This is a genomic window from Luteibacter mycovicinus, from assembly GCF_000745235.1.
In the GTDB taxonomy this organism is placed as follows: Bacteria; Pseudomonadota; Gammaproteobacteria; order Xanthomonadales; family Rhodanobacteraceae; genus Luteibacter; species Luteibacter mycovicinus.
Genome location: NZ_JQNL01000001.1, coordinates 2,219,307 through 2,239,664, shown reverse-complemented (window position 1 = coordinate 2,239,664; position 20,358 = coordinate 2,219,307). Strand labels below are relative to the sequence as shown.

Sequence of the window (20,358 nt, the reverse complement as noted above, 5' to 3'; positions counted from 1 at the left end):
GTACAAACCGCAGAACTCTCCGTCACAGTAACCGTGACCGTGACCGAAGTCAGCGTCGAGGTATTCGGCAACATCCCACCTGCGACGCCATTCATCTCAGACGGCGTCAGCTCGAGCATAACGTTCTCCGCCAAGGCTAGCTTGTTGGACACAGCGGAGCTCAGGTTACCATTACGTTCCATTCTCGTATTTCCCTTGGTGTTTGGCTCATCCTCCCCCTCCTGGGGACGGATGTCGCCGATAGGTGAATCGTTCCCTGAATTAGCCTGCCTCTCGCAAGAGCGAGCTAGCAATCTCTCTACCTGCGTATTCGTAAAGCATCATTTCGTTTGATCTGGCATGAAAAGGAAACCAGCGATTACAATCCATATGAATGATGCTCGTTATCACCCTCACGAAATCCCGCTCATCCAGCGTGTTTCGTAGATCTGCAATTAATCTCGCTGTGTAGTCTCGTTCTGGCAGCACAGTGAACGCTAGGTCGTGGGCCTCTCCGGACGGAAGGACTAGGCGATTGACCGCCGCTCTATCGCGTCGGTAGTTGCTTGACACCGCGGCTAGTACATTTCCCCCCGACGGTAGCTCTCGGCGATAGCCGTCGAACATATCTTTTGCCACTGTTCGACGAACAGTGAGATCTGGAAAAGCGTCCTCCAACGTTTGCCATAAAACGAGAAAAGCATGCTTCCAGCGCAATTCTTCCTTTTGTGCGTCGGCTGAAATCGCGCTGAGGACGCTGGCTACGAGTCGGCTACTTACCGTGAAAAGACTCTCACAGATGCCCATCGCAGACGCGCCGCCGTATCGTTCGATTTCCCTCTCGTAGGTGGATACCCGAACCTTGCAGATAATTCCGGAAAGCACCGAATCCTTTACGGATTCCATGAACCGTCTAAAAAGATCCGCTACGGGCACACTCGCAAAAGGAAGGATGCGCACACGAAGGTGGCTCGCCCCAGCTTCGTAAAATCGAACGAAGAACCACTTATCTATTTCGCCTCGATGTCTCTCAGTAAACGTCAAAACGGAAGACGCGACGATGATGTCACCAGAGGCTTCGCCGCAGAACAGATCAAGGTAAATCCAGCCATCCAGCGGAAGCGAAATGTTGCGTTGAGATGAAACGAAGGTAAGATCTTCCCGCAGACGACGAGCGTGATCGACGGCTCTCTTGCGCAGCACATTGAGCGGCAGGAAGAGCTCATGCCGATACGACTTCCCGGCAACACTCACTTGCGCCGAATTCATTGCACCGATCGATTCGCGTAAAACAATCCTTCTTCGCCCACGCATTTCCTCGATCATGGCAAGAACCGATATTTCTCTTTCTAGATCGACTTCAAGAAGGTTGTCGGCATCTACGAGAGTGACGTAACGAGGGAGTCCCTTCTCGCTACGATACGCAGTTATAAGCCTGAACTGCTCGTAGGGCGCCTTTTTCGATGTGATCTCATCAATGGATGCCTTATCCACTATCCAACGGGCAGGAGAAAGAATAAGCGATCGAAAACGTATACGTGGAATGTAAGGCAAGTCACTGAGCACCAAGCTGTCTGACAAACTGCCAGATACGCCATCTTGGTTCTGTAATGCGCTGAGGAACTGGTACACCGGAAGCTGGTAGCCCGCGGTGTTATGCGCCGATGCCAGGCGTGGAATAAGCTCCTCGCCGCTTTCTGAAGTGATAACTACCCTATCGTCCCTCAATTGAACATACATGCTCGAGACAGGCAGATTCCGGTTGTCGTAGCCTTCCGAAGAACCCAGGCCACATTGAATTTCTGCGCTCCTCAGGCGCCGGCGAACAATGACATTGGCCGTCCGTCCACCCGGAATATGAATAATCTCGGCGAGCGTGGCAGAAGACGACCCTTGCTCGGACTCCGCTAGGTCGGAAGCCAACTGGTAAATCGAAGGAAGACCGCTCGTGAATCGTCCGATAAGGCCTAAAGCGGAAGGCCCACTAAGCCCGTTGAAGATCGCTTCGAATGGCTGGCCTTCGCCACGATCGAGAAGAATCAGTATGGCCATGGGATGTTGATAATCCCCCGGATCCGACATGGCGTCCGAACGGCTCGCCAAGCGCACTTCTTCCGGAGTGAGGTCGACTACGTCAAGCCCCTGACCTAAAGCACGTGTGATCCCGCCCAAAAGCGTGGCTTGCCACGTGTCCCACGAAATACTACTAGCGGTATTCGCTGCCATATCTACGCCGGTCAGCAAAGGGCTTCTTGAGGCACGAGCTGGACCAAAGCCGATACCCGTATCAGGATCGAGAGCGTGCAAAAGCGGAACCCGCCTATGACCGAACATCTCTCGAAAACTCGCCTTGAATCGATCAAGCGCGGGACTTCTCTTCCAGACGAGATGGTAGATATCCTCCAAACTCGACAAAATCTCCTTCAGGTCGGTTTCTGCGATTTCAGGACCGCCATCCCGATAGGCGTCGACATGCAAAATCTTTCCCGTATCGACCTGATCTTCCCCAAGGCGAGACCTCACCAGGTCTACGAAAGCGTCGGTTTGGGCTAGCGTAGCGATACTGATATCCCGAATATCGTCCAGGCGCTGAGCGAACTCTCGATAGCTCAGTGCGTACGTCCTAAGCGTCTCGCTAGGGTATTCGGACATCCTTGAAATAAGATCTTTGAACGCGTCGGCAGATGTAAGATTGAGCTCAACGTCGGTTATAAGGATTTGTCGATCCAGAAGGTCGCGCACGAACTGGATAGCATCAGCCGAAGGAACGCTAAGCTCCATTGACAGAATGTCGACGAGTTCGCCTGACGAAATCCAGTCCTTCGCCACCTTTATGACCGCGGCCAAACCTTCGTTGACCTGGAAGCCCGACAAGCGCGACTTCACTTTATCGCCGTTGTAGTCAATGATGAGGCACCTCAACGTGTTGTTGAGAACGTACGCTATGCTTGATAGGCGCACGCGAATCGCCTGGAAGTCGTGGCTCATCAAGTGCTCTCGGAACAAGCGAGCAATCTTTATCGCGATCCCGTTGTCCAGCCGGGCGTGAAGTCGTGGTTCCGGGCTAAGTTCCATAGACGTTCGAGTGCCGATGGAAACATGGGAGACGGTGGCAAAAGCGCCGAACGGAGTGGGGCGTGTGCCCATGCGCGAGAGGTACTTATAGAGGGCGATCCCGAGACGGATGGCCTTTTTGTCCATTGCTGCTATGTCGGAAGCGTTTGCCCGCTCAAGCAAGCCCGGCGACGCAAGCTTTATCGCGGTACGTACGAAAGCGTCGTCGAGCGAGTTCCACATCTGCTCCATCTGACTGGCAAGCCGGGAGGAAAATGCGTGCTCGGATGCCTCCGAATTGGAATCGGAGCGCACACTCGCGTGCAGTCGTGAAAGAAAGTCGCTCGGCTTTAAAGGAACACGTAGAACACCGAACGGTACGGTCTCGACTCGAAAATTCGACACGCCAACTCCTTGGCCATCCGCAGCGCGGCCGGCTTCAAATAAGCGAACAAAATGTCTTGCTTCCCCGAAGCGCCCTCATACGAGGGACACGCGGCCCGTCATTTGGCCGTCTAAAGTTATATATTCGATCGGAATCGCAAGTTCAATATCGAGGAGGCGCATGTTTTTGCGTTTCTTCAAGGCTCGCGAAGTGATGCGCAGAATCGGTTGACTGCAACGCTGACGATATGTTTCTTTTGCACGACATCGGGAGAGCAGCATGACTCAGGGATCTGGGGGGCGAGCAAATGCAAGAGCCGCGAATGAGGTTTTTCTAGCCGCGCCTCCGTCCGCGTGGATCGTAGCCATCCTGGGGTGTGTCTTGCTGGTAGCTGGGGTAACGGCATGCGCGCTCGTCACTTACACAAGCGTGGAATCGTTTCAGGGGCAGCTCGTGCCTTCAGGCGGCGTAATGGAGCTACACAGTCCGTTCAGCGGATACATCTCGAAGAGCTTCACGACAATCGGTGCACAAGTGCGTAAGGGCGAACCCTTGGTTGAAATCGTGGAGTCACGGATAGACAGCCCACTCGGAAACACCGCGTTTCTGGTGCACACCCAGTTTGAAGTCCAGCGAAGAGCGCTCGAAAGGCAGATTGAAGAACAGCGTCAGTTGGCCCGAACAGCTTCGACAAGCCGATTAAGGAAGCTTCAGGATCTGGAAGAAGAGGGCCGCACCCTGACTGAGCAGACCAGACTCCAGCAGCAGAAGGTCGATGATTCTGGAGACCTCTGGGAAAAAATGAAGCCACTCCGCGAAACCGGCGTGATTTCCGCCGTACAGTTTCAGCAGCAGAAAGCGACGTGGACGGAGGATCAGGTTCAGTTGAGGGCGCTATCGCGTCAGCGTAAGGATCTGGACATACAGCTGAACGATGCTCGCAAAGACCAAGACGACGAAGCGGCTAACGCAGCGATCAAGATAGCCGACAATCAAAGGCAGATTGCCGCATTGAGTAGCAGTGAGGCACAGGACCTCGCGCAGCGGGATTCGGTTATCCGGTCGCCGACTGACGGCAAGGTGTCTAACCTGATTTTCTCGCCGGGGCAGGCCGTAAAAGCTGATTCTATCTTGGCCACCGTAGTTCCCGGCAGAAGCAGAATGTATGCGCGAGTGCTTATCCCCAGCCACGCCATAGGTCATGTGACACTAAACCAGATGGTCCACGTTAAATACCGGTCGCTACCTTTCCAGCAATTCGGACAATTCCGCGGGCGAGTGACCGAGATATCGTCGAGCGGAATCGATCAGCCGCCAACAGGTGCAAAATCGACGGATGGTTCCGAATCAACGTTTATCGTAAAAATTTCTGTAAATGACGACGATATTCGCGCGGATGACAGAACGATCCCTCTGTTATCGGGAACGTCACTGGACGTCGACATTCCCATTGAAAAGAGAACCCTGCTTAGCTGGATGTTTTCGCCTTTCGCGAGGTCATCGCATGCGCGCTAATTGGGAGCAAAGCCTGCAGATGGGTTTTGGTCGAACGCTGGGCATGATCTATCAGAGCGAGGTAGCCGACTGCGGTCTGGCCTGCCTCGCAATGGTCGCCAGCTACTACGGTAGCCGACGTACTCTTAGTACCATGCGAAATAGCTTCGGTAGCTCCTCGCGGGGCGTAACCCTTGCGCGTCTGGCCGATAATGCGAGAAGCATTGGTATGCAGTCTAGGGCGCTCCATGCGTCGCCGTCGCAACTTTCACAATTGCGGCTACCCGCGATTCTTCATTGGGAAGGCGATCACTTCGTCGTTCTGAAAGCTATCACACGTACGTACGCCACCATTCATGACCCTGCTATTGGCGTCCGAAGGATTAAGCTGTCAAGGCTATCCGGTCTGTTCAGTAACGTCGCGCTGGAACTCTTTCCGGGTGATGACTTTTCTCGTGGAGAGAAGTCGAATGAACTGACGCTATCTTCATTGCTTTCGAACGTCCGTGGGATGACGGCAACGTTTTTACAGGTCGGCCTTGTCGCTTTGGTCCTCGAGGCGCTAGGTATATCTATACCTTTCTACATGCAGTGGGTCACCGACCACGTCATCGTCAATCAAGACAGTCATCTGATGACGGTGCTCGGCCTCGGATTTCTCGCTGTCGTCATTTTCCAGTCGGCGTTCAATGGGTGCCGGTCGTGGCTGATCATGTGGGCGGGCGCAAACCTAAACGTCCAGTGGTCTTCGAACTTCTTCTCGCGGCTCCTTAAGCTGCCATACGACTGGTACGAAAAAAGGCACATGGGCGACATCGTCTCGCGGCTTGGCGCATCTCAGACGATTCAGAAGACGCTGACGTCGCAATTTGTAGGAACGGTTATCGACGGAATCATGTCCATGGCAACACTGATTCTCATGGGCATCTATAACGTACGTCTATTGCTTGTTTCTGTGGCGGTTCTGTCCGTCTATGTGATTCTCAGAGCGATTTTCTTCTGGCCCTTAAGAAGGGCCAACGAAGAGCAAATAAATAGCTCGGCGCACCTGCAGAGCGAGATCCTTGAGGCAATCAGGAATGTGGCTACGATCAAACTTGCGAGCCAGCAGGGGAGTCGATCTTCACGCTATATCGAGACGGTAACAGATCTGGCAAACAGCGATCTATCCGCGCAGAAGATAACGTCGTTGTTCACCATACTCAGTCAATGCGTGCAAGGCTTGGGCCGCGTCGTTCTGGTGTGGCTGGCGACGATCCAGGTGCTGGATGGTGCGATCACTGTCGGTATGATGATCGCCTTCGCCGCCTACTCGGACCAGTTCATATCGCGTGGCGCGGGCCTTGCGGACAAAGTGGTCGAAATCAGGATGCTCGGGCTACACCTCTCTCGTCTGTCGGATATCGTTTCGTCACCTGTCGAGCCGGGCTATGAGGAGCAATGGGATGGCCCGGATCTTCTTCCACGCCTAAGCGTCCGAAACCTATATTTTCGCTATGACGAAGCTAGCCCATGGGTTATCGAGAACGTCTCGTTCGATATCAATCCGGGAGAGTCTGTCGCTATTGTAGGGAGATCTGGATGCGGGAAGACCACGCTTGTGAAGTTGTTAACAGGTCTCATCCAGCCGACCAGTGGGGAAGTGCTTTACGGAGGGGTTCCAATCCTGAAGCTCGGCATGTCGCGCTATCGCCACTGCATGGCCGCTGTCATGCAGGAGGACTCACTGATGTCCGGTGCCCTTGAGGATAATATTACCTTCGGTGATCCTGCGCCTGAGCGTGATCGGATCTATCGAGCGGCGAGCGCGGCTTTGATCCACGACGACATACTCGCCATGCCGATGGGCTACCGAACCGTGGTGGGGAACCTAGGCGCGGCCCTTTCTGGTGGCCAGAAACAGAGACTCATGCTTGCGAGGGCTTTGTACCGCGAGCCGAGACTTTTGTTGCTGGACGAGGCGACTAGCCACCTGGATGCTTACTCGGAGTCGTTGGTGAGCGAGGCCATTCGCTCGCTTAGCATCACTCGCGTGATGATCGCTCATCGACAGGAAACTATTCGCACGGCTGATCGAATTATTCAATTGGATACTGAATCCGACGTGGACGGTAGAAATGAAGAGGCGGTTACGGCTCACGTTTAAACGCTGGAACGGCTTGCGCGTTTGCCCAAAAAAAAAAGGCCTAAAGCTTTGAAGAGTCTCTGCTTGTAGCGTTCTTCTGCTCATTTTTGATCCTCAGCGGCGCACCGACCGATGAGCATTCATGCGGAGAGTGATAAAGTAGCGCAACGACATCCGCTGGACTCAATGGAACCGTGCCTTCAATCCAGTCAGCCCGAAGGCGCGGTCGCCCGCCCATGCATACGTCGAACGAGCAGATGGAACGCATTCTTGTCGCGGCGGAGCAACTTCTTGCGCAGCATGAACTCGACGCGCACAGCATGGCTGAGGTCGCGAAGCAGGCTGGCATGTCAAAGCGCACGGTCTACGGTCTTGTCGGCAGCAAGGCCGTACTGATCGAGAAGATCATCGAGCGCGTCGCGCTAAAGGCGCTCGACCTGCTCGATGCGAAGGTGAATTCGACGACCGAGGCGACCGACCTGCTCGAGCTGTTCCTCCTGAGCTGGATCAAGGCCGCGCATACGGCGACGGCGGTGAACCTGTTCCGCCTCGTCATCGACGAGCGCAAGAGCTTCCCCGATGCGACCCGGGACTATTTCGCTCTCGGAAACATCCACCTGCGTGCACGCCTTACACAGTGGCTCAAAGCTCAGGTCACGAAGAAACACCTGGTCATCCCCGATCCCGCGTTCTTTGCGGACGTGGCCGCCGACTATCTCGTGTCACGTCCGCTGATGGGTATGGCCCTGAACGTGGAATTCAAGGACGGCGGGCAAAAGCCCACCGTCCGCGTCGAGAGGATCATGAAGCTGTTCGGGCTTCGCCAGGGCGGCCTCCCGGTTACACCTTCCGTACGGCGGGAAACCAGCTGACGGTCGTCAGAACGACGCCGCCACACGCAACCCGAGAACCGCCGCATTCGAATTCGTGTCCAGACCGCCCGGGTGACGGATGTACTGGAAGTTCGGCATCAGCACCACGCCTCGGCCGAGGCTGAAGTTGTAGTTCACTTCGGCGTCGTATTCGTAACGCGGAACGGCGACCGGACCGAGGCCCGCGGCATTGGCGATGCGCGCGTTATCGGCAACGCGATCACTGACACGATCGCGTCCCAGCGCGAAGCTGATCCTGTCGGCGGGACGTGCGGCGAATGGTGCGTCGAGGAAGAAGCCGAGCGACAATAACTGGTCGACGGTGTCCGTATGCGAATCCGCCTGTACCACGTTGGCGAACAAGGTCAGCCCGCCGCCGGAGGCATTCGTGACGAGCTTCTGCTTCACCGTGGCGTACACACCGTGCAGGCCGTTGCGCATCATCGAATCGGCATCGGTCAGCACGGCCGGATCGCCGTTCACGTCATCGCGCAAGTCCGCGTAGGGGGCCGTGTTGCGCCACGCACCGACGACCCAGGAGCCCGGCAGTTCACCCTGTCCCTGGCCTGACTTGAAGCCGAGCTCCACGATGCCGAGCTTGCCGATGTCACGGCCGGGTGCCGACACGCGGAAGCGCTGGTCGGTGTTGAGGTTGTTCGGGTTGACCTGATAGCCACCGACCTTGACGTACCACGACGGATCGGGACTGATCCTGACCACCGCACCGGTCTGCGAGATGGGCATGGTGTACCAGCCTTGCGTCACATAACCCGGCAAGCTCGCGCAGAAGTTCAGGCTCTGGAAGTCGCAGGTAAACGGGAAGAAGTCGTTGCTGACGTCCATGCGACCGACACGCACATCGACCAGGTCGCCAGCGAATTTCTGTTCCAGGTAGAACCGCGTGAGGCGCGTGACGTTGCCGCGACCGTAGATTTCCTGCGTCTCCAGCAGCGAGCCGAGGCTGGCCTTGTTGTCGAGCTGCGTGCCGTTACGGTCGACCACATCGACATGCAGGGAACCGCCTTGCCAGCCGAACATCTTCTGGAAATCGAAGTCGCCACTCAGCCAGATCTGGTCCGCATAAGCGGACGTCTTGCGTGTGCCACCGGAGGTGTTCGTGGCGAACTCGCCGACGTAGCCGCCACCGAGGGCGACACCGCTATCAGCCCACGAGGAGCGTGTGCCACCCCAGTCACCGGTCAGGGTGTTTTCATAGCCGTTGTCGGTGGCGAAGGCGGCCGACAACGGGGCGAGCGCCAGCAGCGCGCCGAGGGCGCGGGCGAGAGGATGAATGCGCATGGATGGGTCCTTGGGCTGGATGGCGGGCAAAGCGCCGCCAGGGGGCCGCGTTGCCGCGGCCCGGTCAGATGTCGTCAATCAGGTGTGTCTGGCGCGGACGCTTACTTCGCGAGATAGCTACGCGAGTTGGTGCCGATATCCCAGATGGTGAAGTTGGGCGAAGTCGGGTGGTCGAAATCCATCGACGTGTCGACAAAGCGATTCAGATGGCCGCTGCTCACGTAGAGGTGACCGTTCGGACCGAAACCGATGGTGTCCGGCCACGACATGTCGGGATGAATCACCACGGTGCTGAACTTGCCCGTGACGTGATCCCAGCGCAGGATGCCGTTCAACTCGAGCGCGGTGAGGTAAAGGTTGCCGTCACGGTCGGCGACCATGCCATCGGCATTGGAAGGCAGCGTCGCAACGTTCTTTACCGCGGTACGAAGTGCCGCCTCGCTGGTCTTCGGGTCGCGCAGCAGGGCGGTGTCGAGCGAATACAGGGCATGGCTCGAGAGGTTGGTCCAGTACAGCGTTTTCTTGTCGCCCGAGAGCGCGATGCCGTCGGCACCCGTACGCATCGGCTTGTCCGGCGTGACATCGCGGTTGTCGATGCGGAAGCGGAAACCCGTCTGGTCGGTGGTGAACACCGTGTCGGAAAGCACGCGTCGCGCCGTGTTGGTCTTGCGGTCGTAAACAATGAGGCCGCCCTGGAGCGGATCGCAGAAGATGCCCGAGTCCGTGATGTAAGCGACATCGCGATCGTTGTCGACGACCACGTCATTGAGGAACGAGCACTTGCTGTCGGCGAGCGAGTCGTCGAAGGTGAAGCTCTGCAGTTCCTTGTTCTGCTTGATATCCCACAGCACCAGCTTCTGGCTGCCCGGCTGCGACGGCTTGCCGCCGACGTGGCCCTGGTCGAGGATCCACATCACGCCATTGCGGTCGATCTCGATACCGAGCACGGCCTGCAGCGCCTTGGGATCGCCGACGCGGTTCATGGCGACGCTCGGATACGGCTGCAGCACCCATTTACCGTCTTTCTTCACCAGCTTCGAGAGCGTCGCGGGAACCTCGGGGCCACCCCAGCGCGCGGTGGTCGCGTAGATGTTGCCGTCGGCGTCGACCTTGGTGCCCTGCAGGAGGACCTTCTTGTACGTCTGGTTCTTGTCGTAGGCGGTCTGCGCCGTCTTGTCGAGATCGAACTCCAGGCGGTTCCACTGGGCGACCGGCGTGATGGACGGCGTGGCGGCGGATTGCGCCACGGCCGCGCAGGGCAGGGCCGCTACAAGACAGGCCATCAGCAGCGACATGACATTCGAATGATTCACAGTTGACTCCCGGGAAACGAAGATTCGTCCCGCCCCCCCACAACGGCAGCGGCACGGCTGTGGCGACCGTAAAGGCGCCAGTCAACTGATATCTTAGATATGTTCGACGGAGCCACAAGTCGCACTGCAACAATTCACAGTGAGAACAGCCGCTCTCTCGCCCACCGGTGTGCCGGCGAACGATGAGTCCGCTCGTGCCACGCCGCCGTCTTGGTGAATCCTGGAATGGGTAAGGGTGGGTCACGAACCACCAGTCCTGGCGCGCGTCGGGCCAGCCGCTCGGGAATGACGGCAATCAGGTCGCTGGCTTCGAGAATCTCCGGTAGCACGAGGAAGCTGGTCACCGACAGACTCACACGCCGCGTGCGGCCAACCCCGGCCAGGGCGTCATCGGTGACGCCGCGGAAGCTACCTCCGCCATAGGACACCAGTGCGTGCTCCAGTGCGCAGAATCGATCGAGCGACAGGGTGGCTTCCGCGGCATCGGGATGACCGCGGCGCATGACGCAGACATAGCGTTCGTCGAACAGCGGCCTGGCATGCAGCCCCGGCGACGTCTCGGACGGGGTGATCAGAGCCAGATCGAGGTCGCCCCGCTCCAGTTGGGCATGGACGGGCTGATTCTGCACGGGCAACACGGCAACCCGTGCCCCGGGGGCCTCTCGTCGCAGTACCGCAAGCAATGGGACCACCACAGCCTGCAAGGCGTAGTCGGTGGCGGCGATCGTCATGCTCCACTCCGCCGTCGTCGGATCGAACGCCACGGGTCGCAACAGCGAGTCGATATCGCCCAGCACCTGTTTGACCGGACCGGCCAGTTCCATGGCGCGTGCCGTCGGCAGCATCCCGCGCTGGGTTCGCACCAGCAGTGGATCGGAGAAGCTGTCCCGCAGACGCTGCAGCAGGCCGCTTACAGCAGGCTGCGTCAGCGAAAGACGTGCCGCGGCTCGGGTGACGCTGCGCTCATCGAGCAACGCATCCAGCGCTTTGAGCAGGTTGAGATCCAGGTTCCTGATATCGGTCTTCATGATGATACAAATCAGGCATATCGATTGGCGTTATGACAGGGTAATCCGCATTCTCTTACTCGTCCACGGGCGTCCCGCCCGTCACTTTCGGAGAGAACAGCCATGAACGAGATCATCTGGCCGGCGGACTACCTGCCCGGCACCACCGCCAACTTCGCCTCCAACGAAGAGATCGTCGCTGGCGTGGACCTCGCCGCTGCCTGGGCCGCCCTGGTCGACACCTCGGCATGGCCCGCCTATTACGAAAACGCGTCAGACATCCGTTTCCACGACAGGAGCGGTCCCGTGCTGTCGGCCGGTGCCCGATTTCGCTTCACCACCTTCGGTTTTCCGGTGGAAGCGGAAGTGACCGAGTTCATCGCACCGGCGGCCGGTCAGCCGGGGCGCGTCGCCTGGCATGGCTGGGTCGAGGGTGATGCGGAGTCCCGTCTCGACGTGCATCACGCCTGGCTGCTGGAGACGCTCGATGGTGGCCGCTTACGCGTGCTGACCCAGGAAACCCAGACGGGCAAGCCCGCCGAAGCCCTTGCGACCACCCGGCCCAATCCGATGATCAACGGTCACCAGGCCTGGCTGGATGGTTTGCTGGCTACGGCACGCCGGGCGATCTGAGAGATCAGGTCGACGCCGGCTGAGCGTGGATCGCGTTGACATAGGACTGTTCGGTGCTGCGGATATGGTCGCGTAGCGTGTCGCAGGCGCCGGACACGTCGCCTGCCGCCGCAAGGGCCGCGATGCGTGTATGCGTGTCGTGGCAGGCGTCGACGCCGTTGTCTTCAGGCAAGCGGGCGCGCAGCGCCTGGATCTTGTCGGCAACGAGCTGATATGACGAAGCCAGATAAGCATTCCGCGAGCCGGCGATGATCGCGCCGTGGAAAACGGCGTCTTCGGCATGCTTCCCGCCGAGCGCCGTGCCCTGGGCAAGGGTGTCACGCAGGACGCGGGCAAGGTCGGCCGCATCGATCCGGATGGCCTCGGCCAGCGCCGCCGTCTCAACGATCTCGCGGAAGCGGCAGATCTCGCGGACCTGATCTTCGGCGGGATCGAAGACGAACGTACCTTTCTGGGGCAGGATCTCGACCAGGCCTTCGGACTTGAGCTGCAGCAGGGCCTCGCGAACGGGCGTCTTGCTTACCCCGAAACGAAGCGCGAGTGCGCTCTCCGAAAGCTGCGCGCCAAAACCCAGCTCGCCACCGGTGATGGCGTTGCGGATGCTTTCCTTGGCGATGGACGTCAGGGATTGCGGGCGCGCGAGCTTGGTTCCGATCGTCATGAGTCTCCACTCCAGACGGGCATCTTAGGACGCGCCTCCGCGACGCGGCAAGGACGGGGGCCAGGGATGCCTTTTATGTTGCAGTGCAACTTGAGAGATGCTTTCCTTGGTATCTAAGATATCAGTTCGGTGGCAGCACGACCACCGGCCGTTCCAAGGAATCTCATGTCCGAGCTGAAGCAGGTCGTCATCATCGACGATGGTTATGAAACGTACGACGTCGAAACCTCGATCCTCGCCGCGGTCGGCGCGACGGTTCAGGTCACTCCCTGTGATGGCGACGCAGGCAAGGTCATAGCCGCCACGGCGCAGGCCGATGCCGTGCTGGTTCGCGAGTCGCCGGTCAACGCCGCCGTTATCGATGCCATGCAACGCTGCAAGGTGATCGTTCGATACGGCATCGGTGTCGACAACATCGATCAGAAAGCCGCTGCCGCGAAGCACATCCATGTCGCCAACGTGCCCGACTATGGCGTGGAAGAAGTCAGCGATCATGCGCTGGCGCTGCTGCTCACGATCGCGCGTCGTACGAATACCCGTGACGTGGCGGTGCGCCAGGGCGCGTGGAACGTATCGCGTGCCGAGCCGATGTACCGGATGCAGGGCAGCACGCTCGGCCTGATCGGATACGGCCGAATCGCTCGCGCGCTCGAGCGGAAGATGCGCGCCATCGGCGCGACCCGCGTACTCGTATACGACCCGTGGGTGAAGCCTGGGCAGTATCCCGATATCGAACTGACCGATGTCGACACGCTCTGTGCCGAAGCCGACTACGTCTCGCTGCATTGTCCGCTCACCGAGCAGAACCACCACATTGTCGACGCGAAGCGCATCGCCGCGATGAAGCCGCATGCCATCGTCGTGAACACCGCACGCGGCGGGCTCATCGATGAAGATGCGCTGGCCGACGCACTCGCCGGACGGCGCCTCCTTGGCGCGGGCATCGACGTGTTCGAGAAAGAGCCGCTGCGCGCGGACCATCCACTCAAGCAGTGCGCCAATGCCGTCCTGACCGATCACACCGCCTGGTATTCCGAGCAATCGGTAGCCGAGCTGCAGCGCAAGGCGGCTGAAGAAGCGGCCCGCGTGCTCAGCGGCCAGGCGCCGCTGAACTGGCTCAACCGCTGGTAAGCCCCTTTTCCCTATCGATCCATCCAGGAGCAAGCATGGAACTCAACGCACTCATCCAGGGCTTCCACGCCGTCGCCACCGCCTCCGTCGCCGATGCCGTCGACACGGTCTGCGGCAAGCGCGGTTACATGGACCAGCAGATCAAGCCGCGCATCAACGACAAGAAGATCGTCGGCCCGGCTGTGACCATTGCCGAAGGCCCGACCGACGAGAAGCTGCCTCCGCAGCACGCCCTCGACGCGATCGACGAATCGGAAGCGGGCAGCGTCATCGTCATCAGCATTCAGGCGGAAGAGAACGTCGCGGTCTGGGGCGGTCTGATGACCGCCGGCGCCGTGGCCAACGGCCACGTCGGCGCCGTGCTCGACGGCGGCGTCCGTGATCTCACGGAGATCCGCCGCGACTACGACTTCCCCGTCTACGCGCGCTCCGTCTCGCCGGGAACCACCGTAGGCCGCTATCGCACGCTGGCTTCCAACGTTACCGTCGAGATGGCTGGCGTCACGGTCAACCCGGGCGACATCATCGTGGCCGACATTGACGGCGTGATCGTCGTTCCTCGGGCGCAGGCTGCCGAGGTGCTGGCGCTCTCACAGGAAATCGATGCGCGCGAACTCGAGCAGGCGAAGCTGATCATCGCCGAGAAGTCGCTGCGGAAGGGGTTGGCGAAGTATGGCCGCATCTGATACCGCACCGCTGGTGCTCGCTATCGGCGAGCCTCTGCTGGAGTTCAACCAGGTACCTGGCGAGCCCGAGCGCTACCTGCGTGGGTTCGGTGGCGACACCTCGAACTTCGCGATCGCCGCCTCGCGCCAGGGTGCGCGCGTCGCCTACGTCACGCGAGTAGGCGACGACGACTTCGGTCGCAGCCTTACGGCGCTGTGGAACGATGAGGGTGTGGACACGGCGGGCGTCGCGATCGATCGCAGCGCCACGACCGGCATCTACTTCGTCACGCATCACGACGGCGGCCACGAGTTCACCTACTTCCGCAAAGGCTCGGCGGCGAGCAAGCTCGCACCCGAGAACCTGCCTTACGATCTGCTCGACCGCGCAAAATACGTGCACCTGTCGGGCATCACGCAGGCCATCAGTGTCGAAGCCTGCGATGCTGTCTTCGCCGCGATCGCGCACCTGCGTGGACGGGGCAAGGTCATCACCTACGATCCCAACCTCCGTGTCCGCCTGTGGCCGGTCTCGAGAGCGCGGGCGATCGTCGAAGCGACTCTCGCGGATGTGGATTACTTCCTGCCCAGCCTGGAGGACGCGACTTCGCTTACGGGCCTGGAACGTGCGGACGATGTCGCCTCGTACTACCTCGACAAGGGCGCGCGTCACGTCATCCTCAAAATGGGTGGCGACGGCGTGCTGATCGCCGATGCGAAGGGGCGTCAGCGTGTGGCCGGACACGTCGTGGACGCGCGTGACACCACCGGAGCGGGCGACTGCTTCGACGGCAGCTTCGTCGCGCGTATCGCCGCCGGCGACAGCGTGGCGACCGCGGTCGCCTACGCGAACGCGTCCGCGGCGCTATCCACGCAGGGCTACGGCGCGGTTGGGCCTATTCCCCGTCCCGAACAGGTGCGCGCTCTGATGCATCCGGCCGCCTGACGCACCACGTCAACCCACAGGCTCCGCGTCCATGTGCGGAGTCGGAGCCCACGCAGTGAATACTCCGTCCGAACTCGAACGCAGGGTGGTGAAGAAGGCCATGTGGCGCCTGATTCCCTTCCTCGTGGTGCTCTATATCGCCGCCTTCATCGACCGCGTGAACGTCGGCTTCGCCGCGCTTACGATGAACCACGATCTGGGCATCGATCCGTATACCTACGGATGGGCCGCGGGGATTTTCTTTCTGGGTTACTTCGTACTCGAAGTGCCGAGCAACCTGATGCTGGTGAAGTTCGGGGCGCGCACGTGGCTCGCACGCATCATGGTGAGCTGGGGGCTGATTTCCGCGGCGTGCGCTTTCGCCCAGGGCGCGACCAGCTTCATGGTCCTGCGCTTCATTCTCGGGGCCGCCGAAGCCGGTTTCTTTCCGGGAATCATTTTCTTCCTGACGTTCTGGTTTCCCGCACGCTATCGAGCACGTGTCGTCGCATTGTTCATGCTGGCGAACCCGGTAGCCAGCGGCGTCGGTTCGATCCTGTCCGGTCTCGTTCTGAAGATGGACGGCATGGCGGGGCTCGCTGGATGGCAGTGGCTCTTCATCATCGAGGGCATGCCATCGGTAGTACTTGGCGTGGTCACGTACTTCAAGCTCGTCGAAGGGCCGTCGACGGCGAAGTGGCTCGCGCCCGAAGAGCGCGAATGGCTCGAGAATGAACTGAACACCGAGGCGGCGGAGCGAGAGAAGCGGCACAAGCCACGCATACTGTCGGTACTGACGGATCCGCGCATGATTGCCTTCGGTGTCATCTACCTGCTGATCGTCACCGTCAATAACGGACTGGTGCTATGGCAGCCGCAGATTCTGTCCAGCTATGGCATGAGCGAGACGATGGTGACGTTGCTCAATGCGCTGCCGTTCTGGATCGGTGCGGTCGCCATGGTGTTCTGGGGACGCATGGCCGACAAGACGCGTCGTTATCGTGCATTTCTTGCCGGGGCATGCCTGATCACCTGCTCCGGACTGGTGATCGCCGCGCTGGGGCACGGCCAGCCTGTGGTTTTTGGCGGACTTGTGATCGCCGCGATCGGCGGTTACTGCGTATTGCCCGTGTTCTGGACCCAGCCGGGTGCTTACCTGACAGGCGCGGCGGCGGCCGCGGGCATCGCCTTCGTCAACTCCGTCGGTAACCTGGGCGGATTTGCCGGGCCTTACGTCCTGGGTTATTTGCGCAGTGTGTCGCCTGGCTTCGTCGGCGGGCTCGTGTTTCTCGCGGGCTGCGCCGCGGCGGCAGCGTTGCTCGGCCTGATCACCGTACCGCGGAATCTGCATACGAGCTGACGACAGGTGTCGAGCCGCGAAAAATCGACCGCATCTGGTGATCGGCGAGGTCGCAGGCAAGGTGAGGCGCGTACGAGGCCCGTGTCCGCAGGTCACTGACTTCGACGAGCCGGCGGATGCGTAACGACCACAGAAATCCAACATGTGGTTGGTTATGTTCGGGGCACACCAGGCACGGAGCTCAGCAATGTCCCGAATTGTCATCATCGGCGGTCACGGTAAGGTCGCGCTCGAGCTGATCCCTCGTCTCGTGGCCGCCAATCACGAGGTCCGGGCGATCATCCGCAATCCTGCGCATGGGCCGGATGTGTCGAAGGCAGGCGCTGAGCCGTCGGTCTTCGATATCGAACACGCCGACGCGGAAGCGATCGCCGGGATGCTCCGCGGCTTTGACGCGGTGGTTTGGTCCGCAGGCGCGGGCGGCGGCAATCCGGGTCGAACCTATGCGGTCGACCGCGATGCCGCGATCCGAACCATCGACGCCGCCTCCCTGGCCGATGTCGCCCGGTTCGTCATGGTGTCGTATATCGGCGCGGGAACGGACGATGTCGACCCGGAGAACGGTTTCTACGCGTACGCGACGGCCAAGGCGGCCGCGGACGAGCATCTGCGGGACAGCCCGTTGCAGTGGACGATCCTGGGCCCCGGCGCGCTCACACTCGATGCCGCCTCGGAAAACATCACGGTCGTCGAGCCCACGTACGATGGCGACAATGCGACGTCCCGAGCCAATGTGGCCGCCGTGATCGAACGAGCGCTTCATAGCAACACATCGGTACGGAAGACGATCCGCTTCATTGACGGCGATACGCCGGTGGCTGAGCTCGTCTGACAGGTAAGATCGCATGCCTCGACGCTTCGCGATCTTCTCCAGGGCCTGACCATGCGCGCAACGATCTACCACAATCCCCGTTGCGGGACGTCCCGCAACACGCTCGCGATTCTGCGGCACGCCGGTATCGAACCGACCATCATCGAGTACCTTACGGCGCCACCCGATGAAGCGACCCTGCGACGACTTCTCTCCGACGCGGGCCTGACCCCTCGTCAGGCGATACGCGAAAAAGGCACCCCGTTCGATGAGCTTGGGCTGGGAGCCGCGTCGATAAGCGACGAGGCGCTGATCGCGGCGATGCTCGCGCATCCCGTCCTGATCAACCGCCCCTTCGTCGTGACGGATATCGGCACTCGTCTTTGTCGTCCGTCCGAAATCGTGCTGCAGATCATTCCCCCATTAGACACGCCCTTCGTGAAAGAAGACGGCGAAATCATCGGCTAGCAACGGCCATCGCGGCGATCGCTTCCTCCGCCGCGCGGATGCCACTCGCATACGCACCATGCGCGGTGGAAAACGCGCTCTCATGAGTCGCCTCACCCGCAAAGAAGATGCGGTTCTCGAAGGGAGCCGCGAGCGTGCGCCGTGCGGAAGAGTATCCCGGCAAGGCATGGCTATAAGCGCCGCTGACGCGCGTGTCGTGGCGCCACTGCGATGTCGTCAGGAAGCGCAGGCCGCTCCGGGCGTTCGCACCGAACAGGCCGACAAGTTCCTTCATCACGTGCTCGCAGGCCGCCACAGGTCCGCCATCCGCCAACAGTCTGGCGCTGGCACCTCTGAGGAAACATTCGATCATGGGTCGCCCGAGGGGGCGGACGTGATACGCCACGGTCGCCTCATCGTACGGATTCCCGATCGCGTGAAGCTCGGAAGGGAAAGCCTCTTCATCCACGATGCGCAGGAAGAGCTTCTCGTCGTAGCCCAGCGGAAGCCGACCTGCCGCCTCGCGCCACGGCTCGAGTTCGTCGGGAAGCCGCATCGTGCCACCAGCCAGCACGTTGGACGATACGGTCAGGATCACCGTTGTCGCATGCAATTCGCCGCGAGGTGTCGCCAGCGTCACGCCGCCCCTGGCCGACAGGGTCAGTCGCTCGAGCGGCGTAACAAGCATGCACACGGTTTCACGGGGAAGGTGGGAAGCGATCAGCGTCCCATAGCCCCTCAACGGCCGCCAGTTCTCCTCTGTGGCGACTGCCTCGTAGTTGGCGTAATCCTGGATCGACAAGTGCTCCAGCGCCGCCCCGTTGATGAACCCGCTCAATGCCTGAAGGTAAGGGTTCCATCGATCCCCCGGTACGAGATGGTCCGCCGCGACGTCGCTCGGCAAAGGCATCGTAAGCATCCGGTCGTGCCAGCGGTCATAGGCCTCGCCCGCCGCCGCTTGCTCTTCGATTGAGAATCCAGGACGCGGAACGGAGCGTCCCCAGGGCGGGTTACGCCGGTCGATCTCAAAGCCGGTTTGCTCGGCGATCCGCGTCCACGGGTTGCGGTCGGCCGAGTGCAGCCAGCCGCAGCCCAGATCGAGGGCCATGCCGTCGAGTTCGACGGTCCAGGCCCGCCCGCCGATGCGTGACGATGCCTCCAGCAGTATCGTGTTCAGGCCTGACCCGGCGAGCCGGCCAGCGGCGGCGATACCCGCAGCCCCGGCTCCGACGATCGCGACATCGAACGTTGTATTCAAAGCAGAAGATCCGTGTCGACGGTAAGACCGCCCATGGGTATCTTGATACCTCAAACGGCATCGTGATGGCGCGAATGTGCGACTCGGTCCATCCATTGGCGGCGTCTTCTGAAGACGCCGCCGCCCGAACCGTTAGCGAGGCGGTTCCAGCTCCGCCATATCGAACAACAGCACCTCAGCGTCCACACCGTCCGAGAGCACCACGCGCGACTCCTCCGTAATCTTCACCGCATCGCCGGCGGACAGCGGATGCCCGTTCACGTGTACCGTCCCACGCACCACGTGTACGTAGATCAGGCGCTCGAAGTCGACGTTGTGGTGGGCGGTTTCATCGGGGCCGAACAATCCCGCATAGATCCGCACATCCTGATGCACCGTCACCGACCCATGCTCACCGCTCTGACTGGCGACGAGGCGCAGCTTGCCGCGCTTCTCGTCATCCGGGAAGAACGTCTGCTCGTAGCCCGGTTTGAGGTTCAGCTGGTTCGGAATGATCCAGATCTGCAGAAAGTGCGTGACCGTGTGGGCATGGTTCTCTTCGGAATGCGTGACGCCATGACCCGCGCTCATCCGCTGCACTTCGCCCGGCCGGATGACGACAGCGTTGCCCATCGAATCCTTATGGGCCAGCTCGCCTTCGAGCACGTAGCTGATGATTTCCATATCGCGGTGCGAATGCGTGCCGAAGCCGGCACCGCCAGCGACCCGGTCTTCGTTGATGACGCGTAGCGGACCGAAGTGCACATGATCCTCGTCGCGGTAGTCGGCGAAAGAGAAGCTGTGGTGGGAATCGAGCCAGCCGTGATTGGCGTGGCCTCGCTCGGACGCGTGGCGGATGACGAACATAAGACTCTCCCTGGATGAGGGCCCACCGTACCGCACCGCTTATGCGCTGGCTTGGAGAATCGACATGCATCGTGCGGTTTCTGCCGTCGACGG

17 protein-coding genes are annotated in these 20,358 nt (G+C 60.3%); 10 read left to right on the top strand and 7 right to left on the bottom strand.

The features are described from left to right. Positions 1-261: 261 nt before the first annotated feature. Positions 262-3,438: a lantibiotic dehydratase gene (locus tag FA85_RS10015; protein ID WP_156108666.1), complete on the bottom strand. Its 3,177-nt coding sequence runs from the start codon at positions 3,436-3,438 to the stop codon at positions 262-264. Between the two features lie 409 nt (positions 3,439-3,847). Between FA85_RS10015 and FA85_RS10010 the strand changes: the two genes are divergently transcribed. From FA85_RS10010 to FA85_RS20895, 3 genes are all read left to right on the top strand, one after another. Beyond that, positions 3,848-4,933: an HlyD family secretion protein gene (locus FA85_RS10010; protein ID WP_197056517.1), complete on the top strand. Its 1,086-nt coding sequence runs from the start codon at positions 3,848-3,850 to the stop codon at positions 4,931-4,933. Next, a complete protein-coding gene (locus FA85_RS10005) occupies positions 4,923-7,058 on the top strand; it encodes a peptidase domain-containing ABC transporter (RefSeq protein ID WP_036109089.1) in 2,136 nt (711 codons plus the stop codon). The genes FA85_RS10010 and FA85_RS10005 overlap by 11 nt, the downstream gene beginning before the upstream one ends. Before the next feature lie 215 nt (positions 7,059-7,273). Continuing rightward, positions 7,274-7,909: a TetR/AcrR family transcriptional regulator gene (locus tag FA85_RS20895; protein ID WP_051943146.1), complete on the top strand. Its 636-nt coding sequence runs from the start codon at positions 7,274-7,276 to the stop codon at positions 7,907-7,909. Between the two features lie 6 nt (positions 7,910-7,915). Here the strand turns inward: FA85_RS20895 and FA85_RS09995 are convergent, their stop codons facing one another. The 3 genes from FA85_RS09995 to FA85_RS09985 all read right to left on the bottom strand — a co-directional run bounded on the left by FA85_RS09995 (position 7,916) and on the right by FA85_RS09985 (position 11,549). Next, positions 7,916-9,208: a carbohydrate porin gene (locus FA85_RS09995; RefSeq protein WP_051943147.1), complete on the bottom strand. Its 1,293-nt coding sequence runs from the start codon at positions 9,206-9,208 to the stop codon at positions 7,916-7,918. Between the two features lie 101 nt (positions 9,209-9,309). Continuing rightward, positions 9,310-10,521, bottom strand: a complete 1,212-nt coding sequence (locus FA85_RS09990) for an L-dopachrome tautomerase-related protein (RefSeq protein WP_197056516.1) — start codon at positions 10,519-10,521, stop codon at positions 9,310-9,312. A gap of 134 nt (positions 10,522-10,655) precedes the next feature. Next, positions 10,656-11,549 carry a LysR family transcriptional regulator gene (locus tag FA85_RS09985; RefSeq protein ID WP_036109091.1) on the bottom strand — a complete coding sequence of 298 codons (894 nt, stop codon included), beginning with the start codon at positions 11,547-11,549 and terminating at the stop codon, positions 10,656-10,658. A 102-nt stretch (positions 11,550-11,651) separates the two neighbouring features. Here FA85_RS09985 and FA85_RS09980 point away from each other — a divergent pair, with 102 nt between their 5' ends. Next, positions 11,652-12,161: an SRPBCC family protein gene (locus FA85_RS09980; protein ID WP_036109096.1), complete on the top strand. Its 510-nt coding sequence runs from the start codon at positions 11,652-11,654 to the stop codon at positions 12,159-12,161. 4 nt (positions 12,162-12,165) lie between these two features. Here FA85_RS09980 and FA85_RS09975 read toward each other — a convergent pair whose 3' ends face one another. After that, positions 12,166-12,822: a GntR family transcriptional regulator gene (locus FA85_RS09975; RefSeq protein WP_036109099.1), complete on the bottom strand. Its 657-nt coding sequence runs from the start codon at positions 12,820-12,822 to the stop codon at positions 12,166-12,168. A gap of 165 nt (positions 12,823-12,987) precedes the next feature. Between FA85_RS09975 and FA85_RS09970 the strand changes: the two genes are divergently transcribed. The 6 genes from FA85_RS09970 (at position 12,988) to arsC (ending at position 18,182) form a co-directional block, all read left to right on the top strand. Further along, positions 12,988-13,953, top strand: a complete 966-nt coding sequence (locus FA85_RS09970; RefSeq protein WP_036109102.1) for a C-terminal binding protein — start codon at positions 12,988-12,990, stop codon at positions 13,951-13,953. A 35-nt stretch (positions 13,954-13,988) separates the two neighbouring features. After that, on the top strand, positions 13,989-14,639 hold the full coding sequence (locus FA85_RS09965; RefSeq protein ID WP_036109106.1) for an RraA family protein: 651 nt from the start codon (positions 13,989-13,991) through the stop codon (positions 14,637-14,639). Then, positions 14,626-15,564, top strand: a complete 939-nt coding sequence (locus FA85_RS09960) for a sugar kinase (RefSeq protein WP_036109109.1) — start codon at positions 14,626-14,628, stop codon at positions 15,562-15,564. Before FA85_RS09965 ends, FA85_RS09960 begins: the two co-directional genes overlap by 14 nt. A gap of 55 nt (positions 15,565-15,619) precedes the next feature. Next, positions 15,620-16,903 carry an MFS transporter gene (locus FA85_RS09955; RefSeq protein WP_036109115.1) on the top strand — a complete coding sequence of 428 codons (1,284 nt, stop codon included), beginning with the start codon at positions 15,620-15,622 and terminating at the stop codon, positions 16,901-16,903. A gap of 187 nt (positions 16,904-17,090) precedes the next feature. Beyond that, on the top strand, positions 17,091-17,735 hold the full coding sequence (locus FA85_RS09950; protein WP_051943151.1) for an SDR family oxidoreductase: 645 nt from the start codon (positions 17,091-17,093) through the stop codon (positions 17,733-17,735). A gap of 51 nt (positions 17,736-17,786) precedes the next feature. Further along, complete coding sequence (gene arsC, locus FA85_RS09945; protein ID WP_036109119.1) at positions 17,787-18,182, top strand: arsenate reductase (glutaredoxin); 396 nt, start codon at positions 17,787-17,789, stop codon at positions 18,180-18,182. On the opposite strand, the gene FA85_RS09940 is transcribed toward arsC, so the two are convergent. Together FA85_RS09940 and FA85_RS09935 are read right to left on the bottom strand one after the other, a co-directional pair. Beyond that, on the bottom strand, positions 18,172-19,419 hold the full coding sequence (locus tag FA85_RS09940) for a flavin monoamine oxidase family protein (protein ID WP_036109121.1): 1,248 nt from the start codon (positions 19,417-19,419) through the stop codon (positions 18,172-18,174). The two genes, arsC and FA85_RS09940, sit on opposite strands and share 11 nt — an antisense overlap. Positions 19,420-19,551: 132 nt before the next feature. Beyond that, on the bottom strand, positions 19,552-20,265 hold the full coding sequence (locus tag FA85_RS09935; RefSeq protein ID WP_036109123.1) for a pirin family protein: 714 nt from the start codon (positions 20,263-20,265) through the stop codon (positions 19,552-19,554). Between the last annotated feature and the right edge of the window lie 93 nt (positions 20,266-20,358).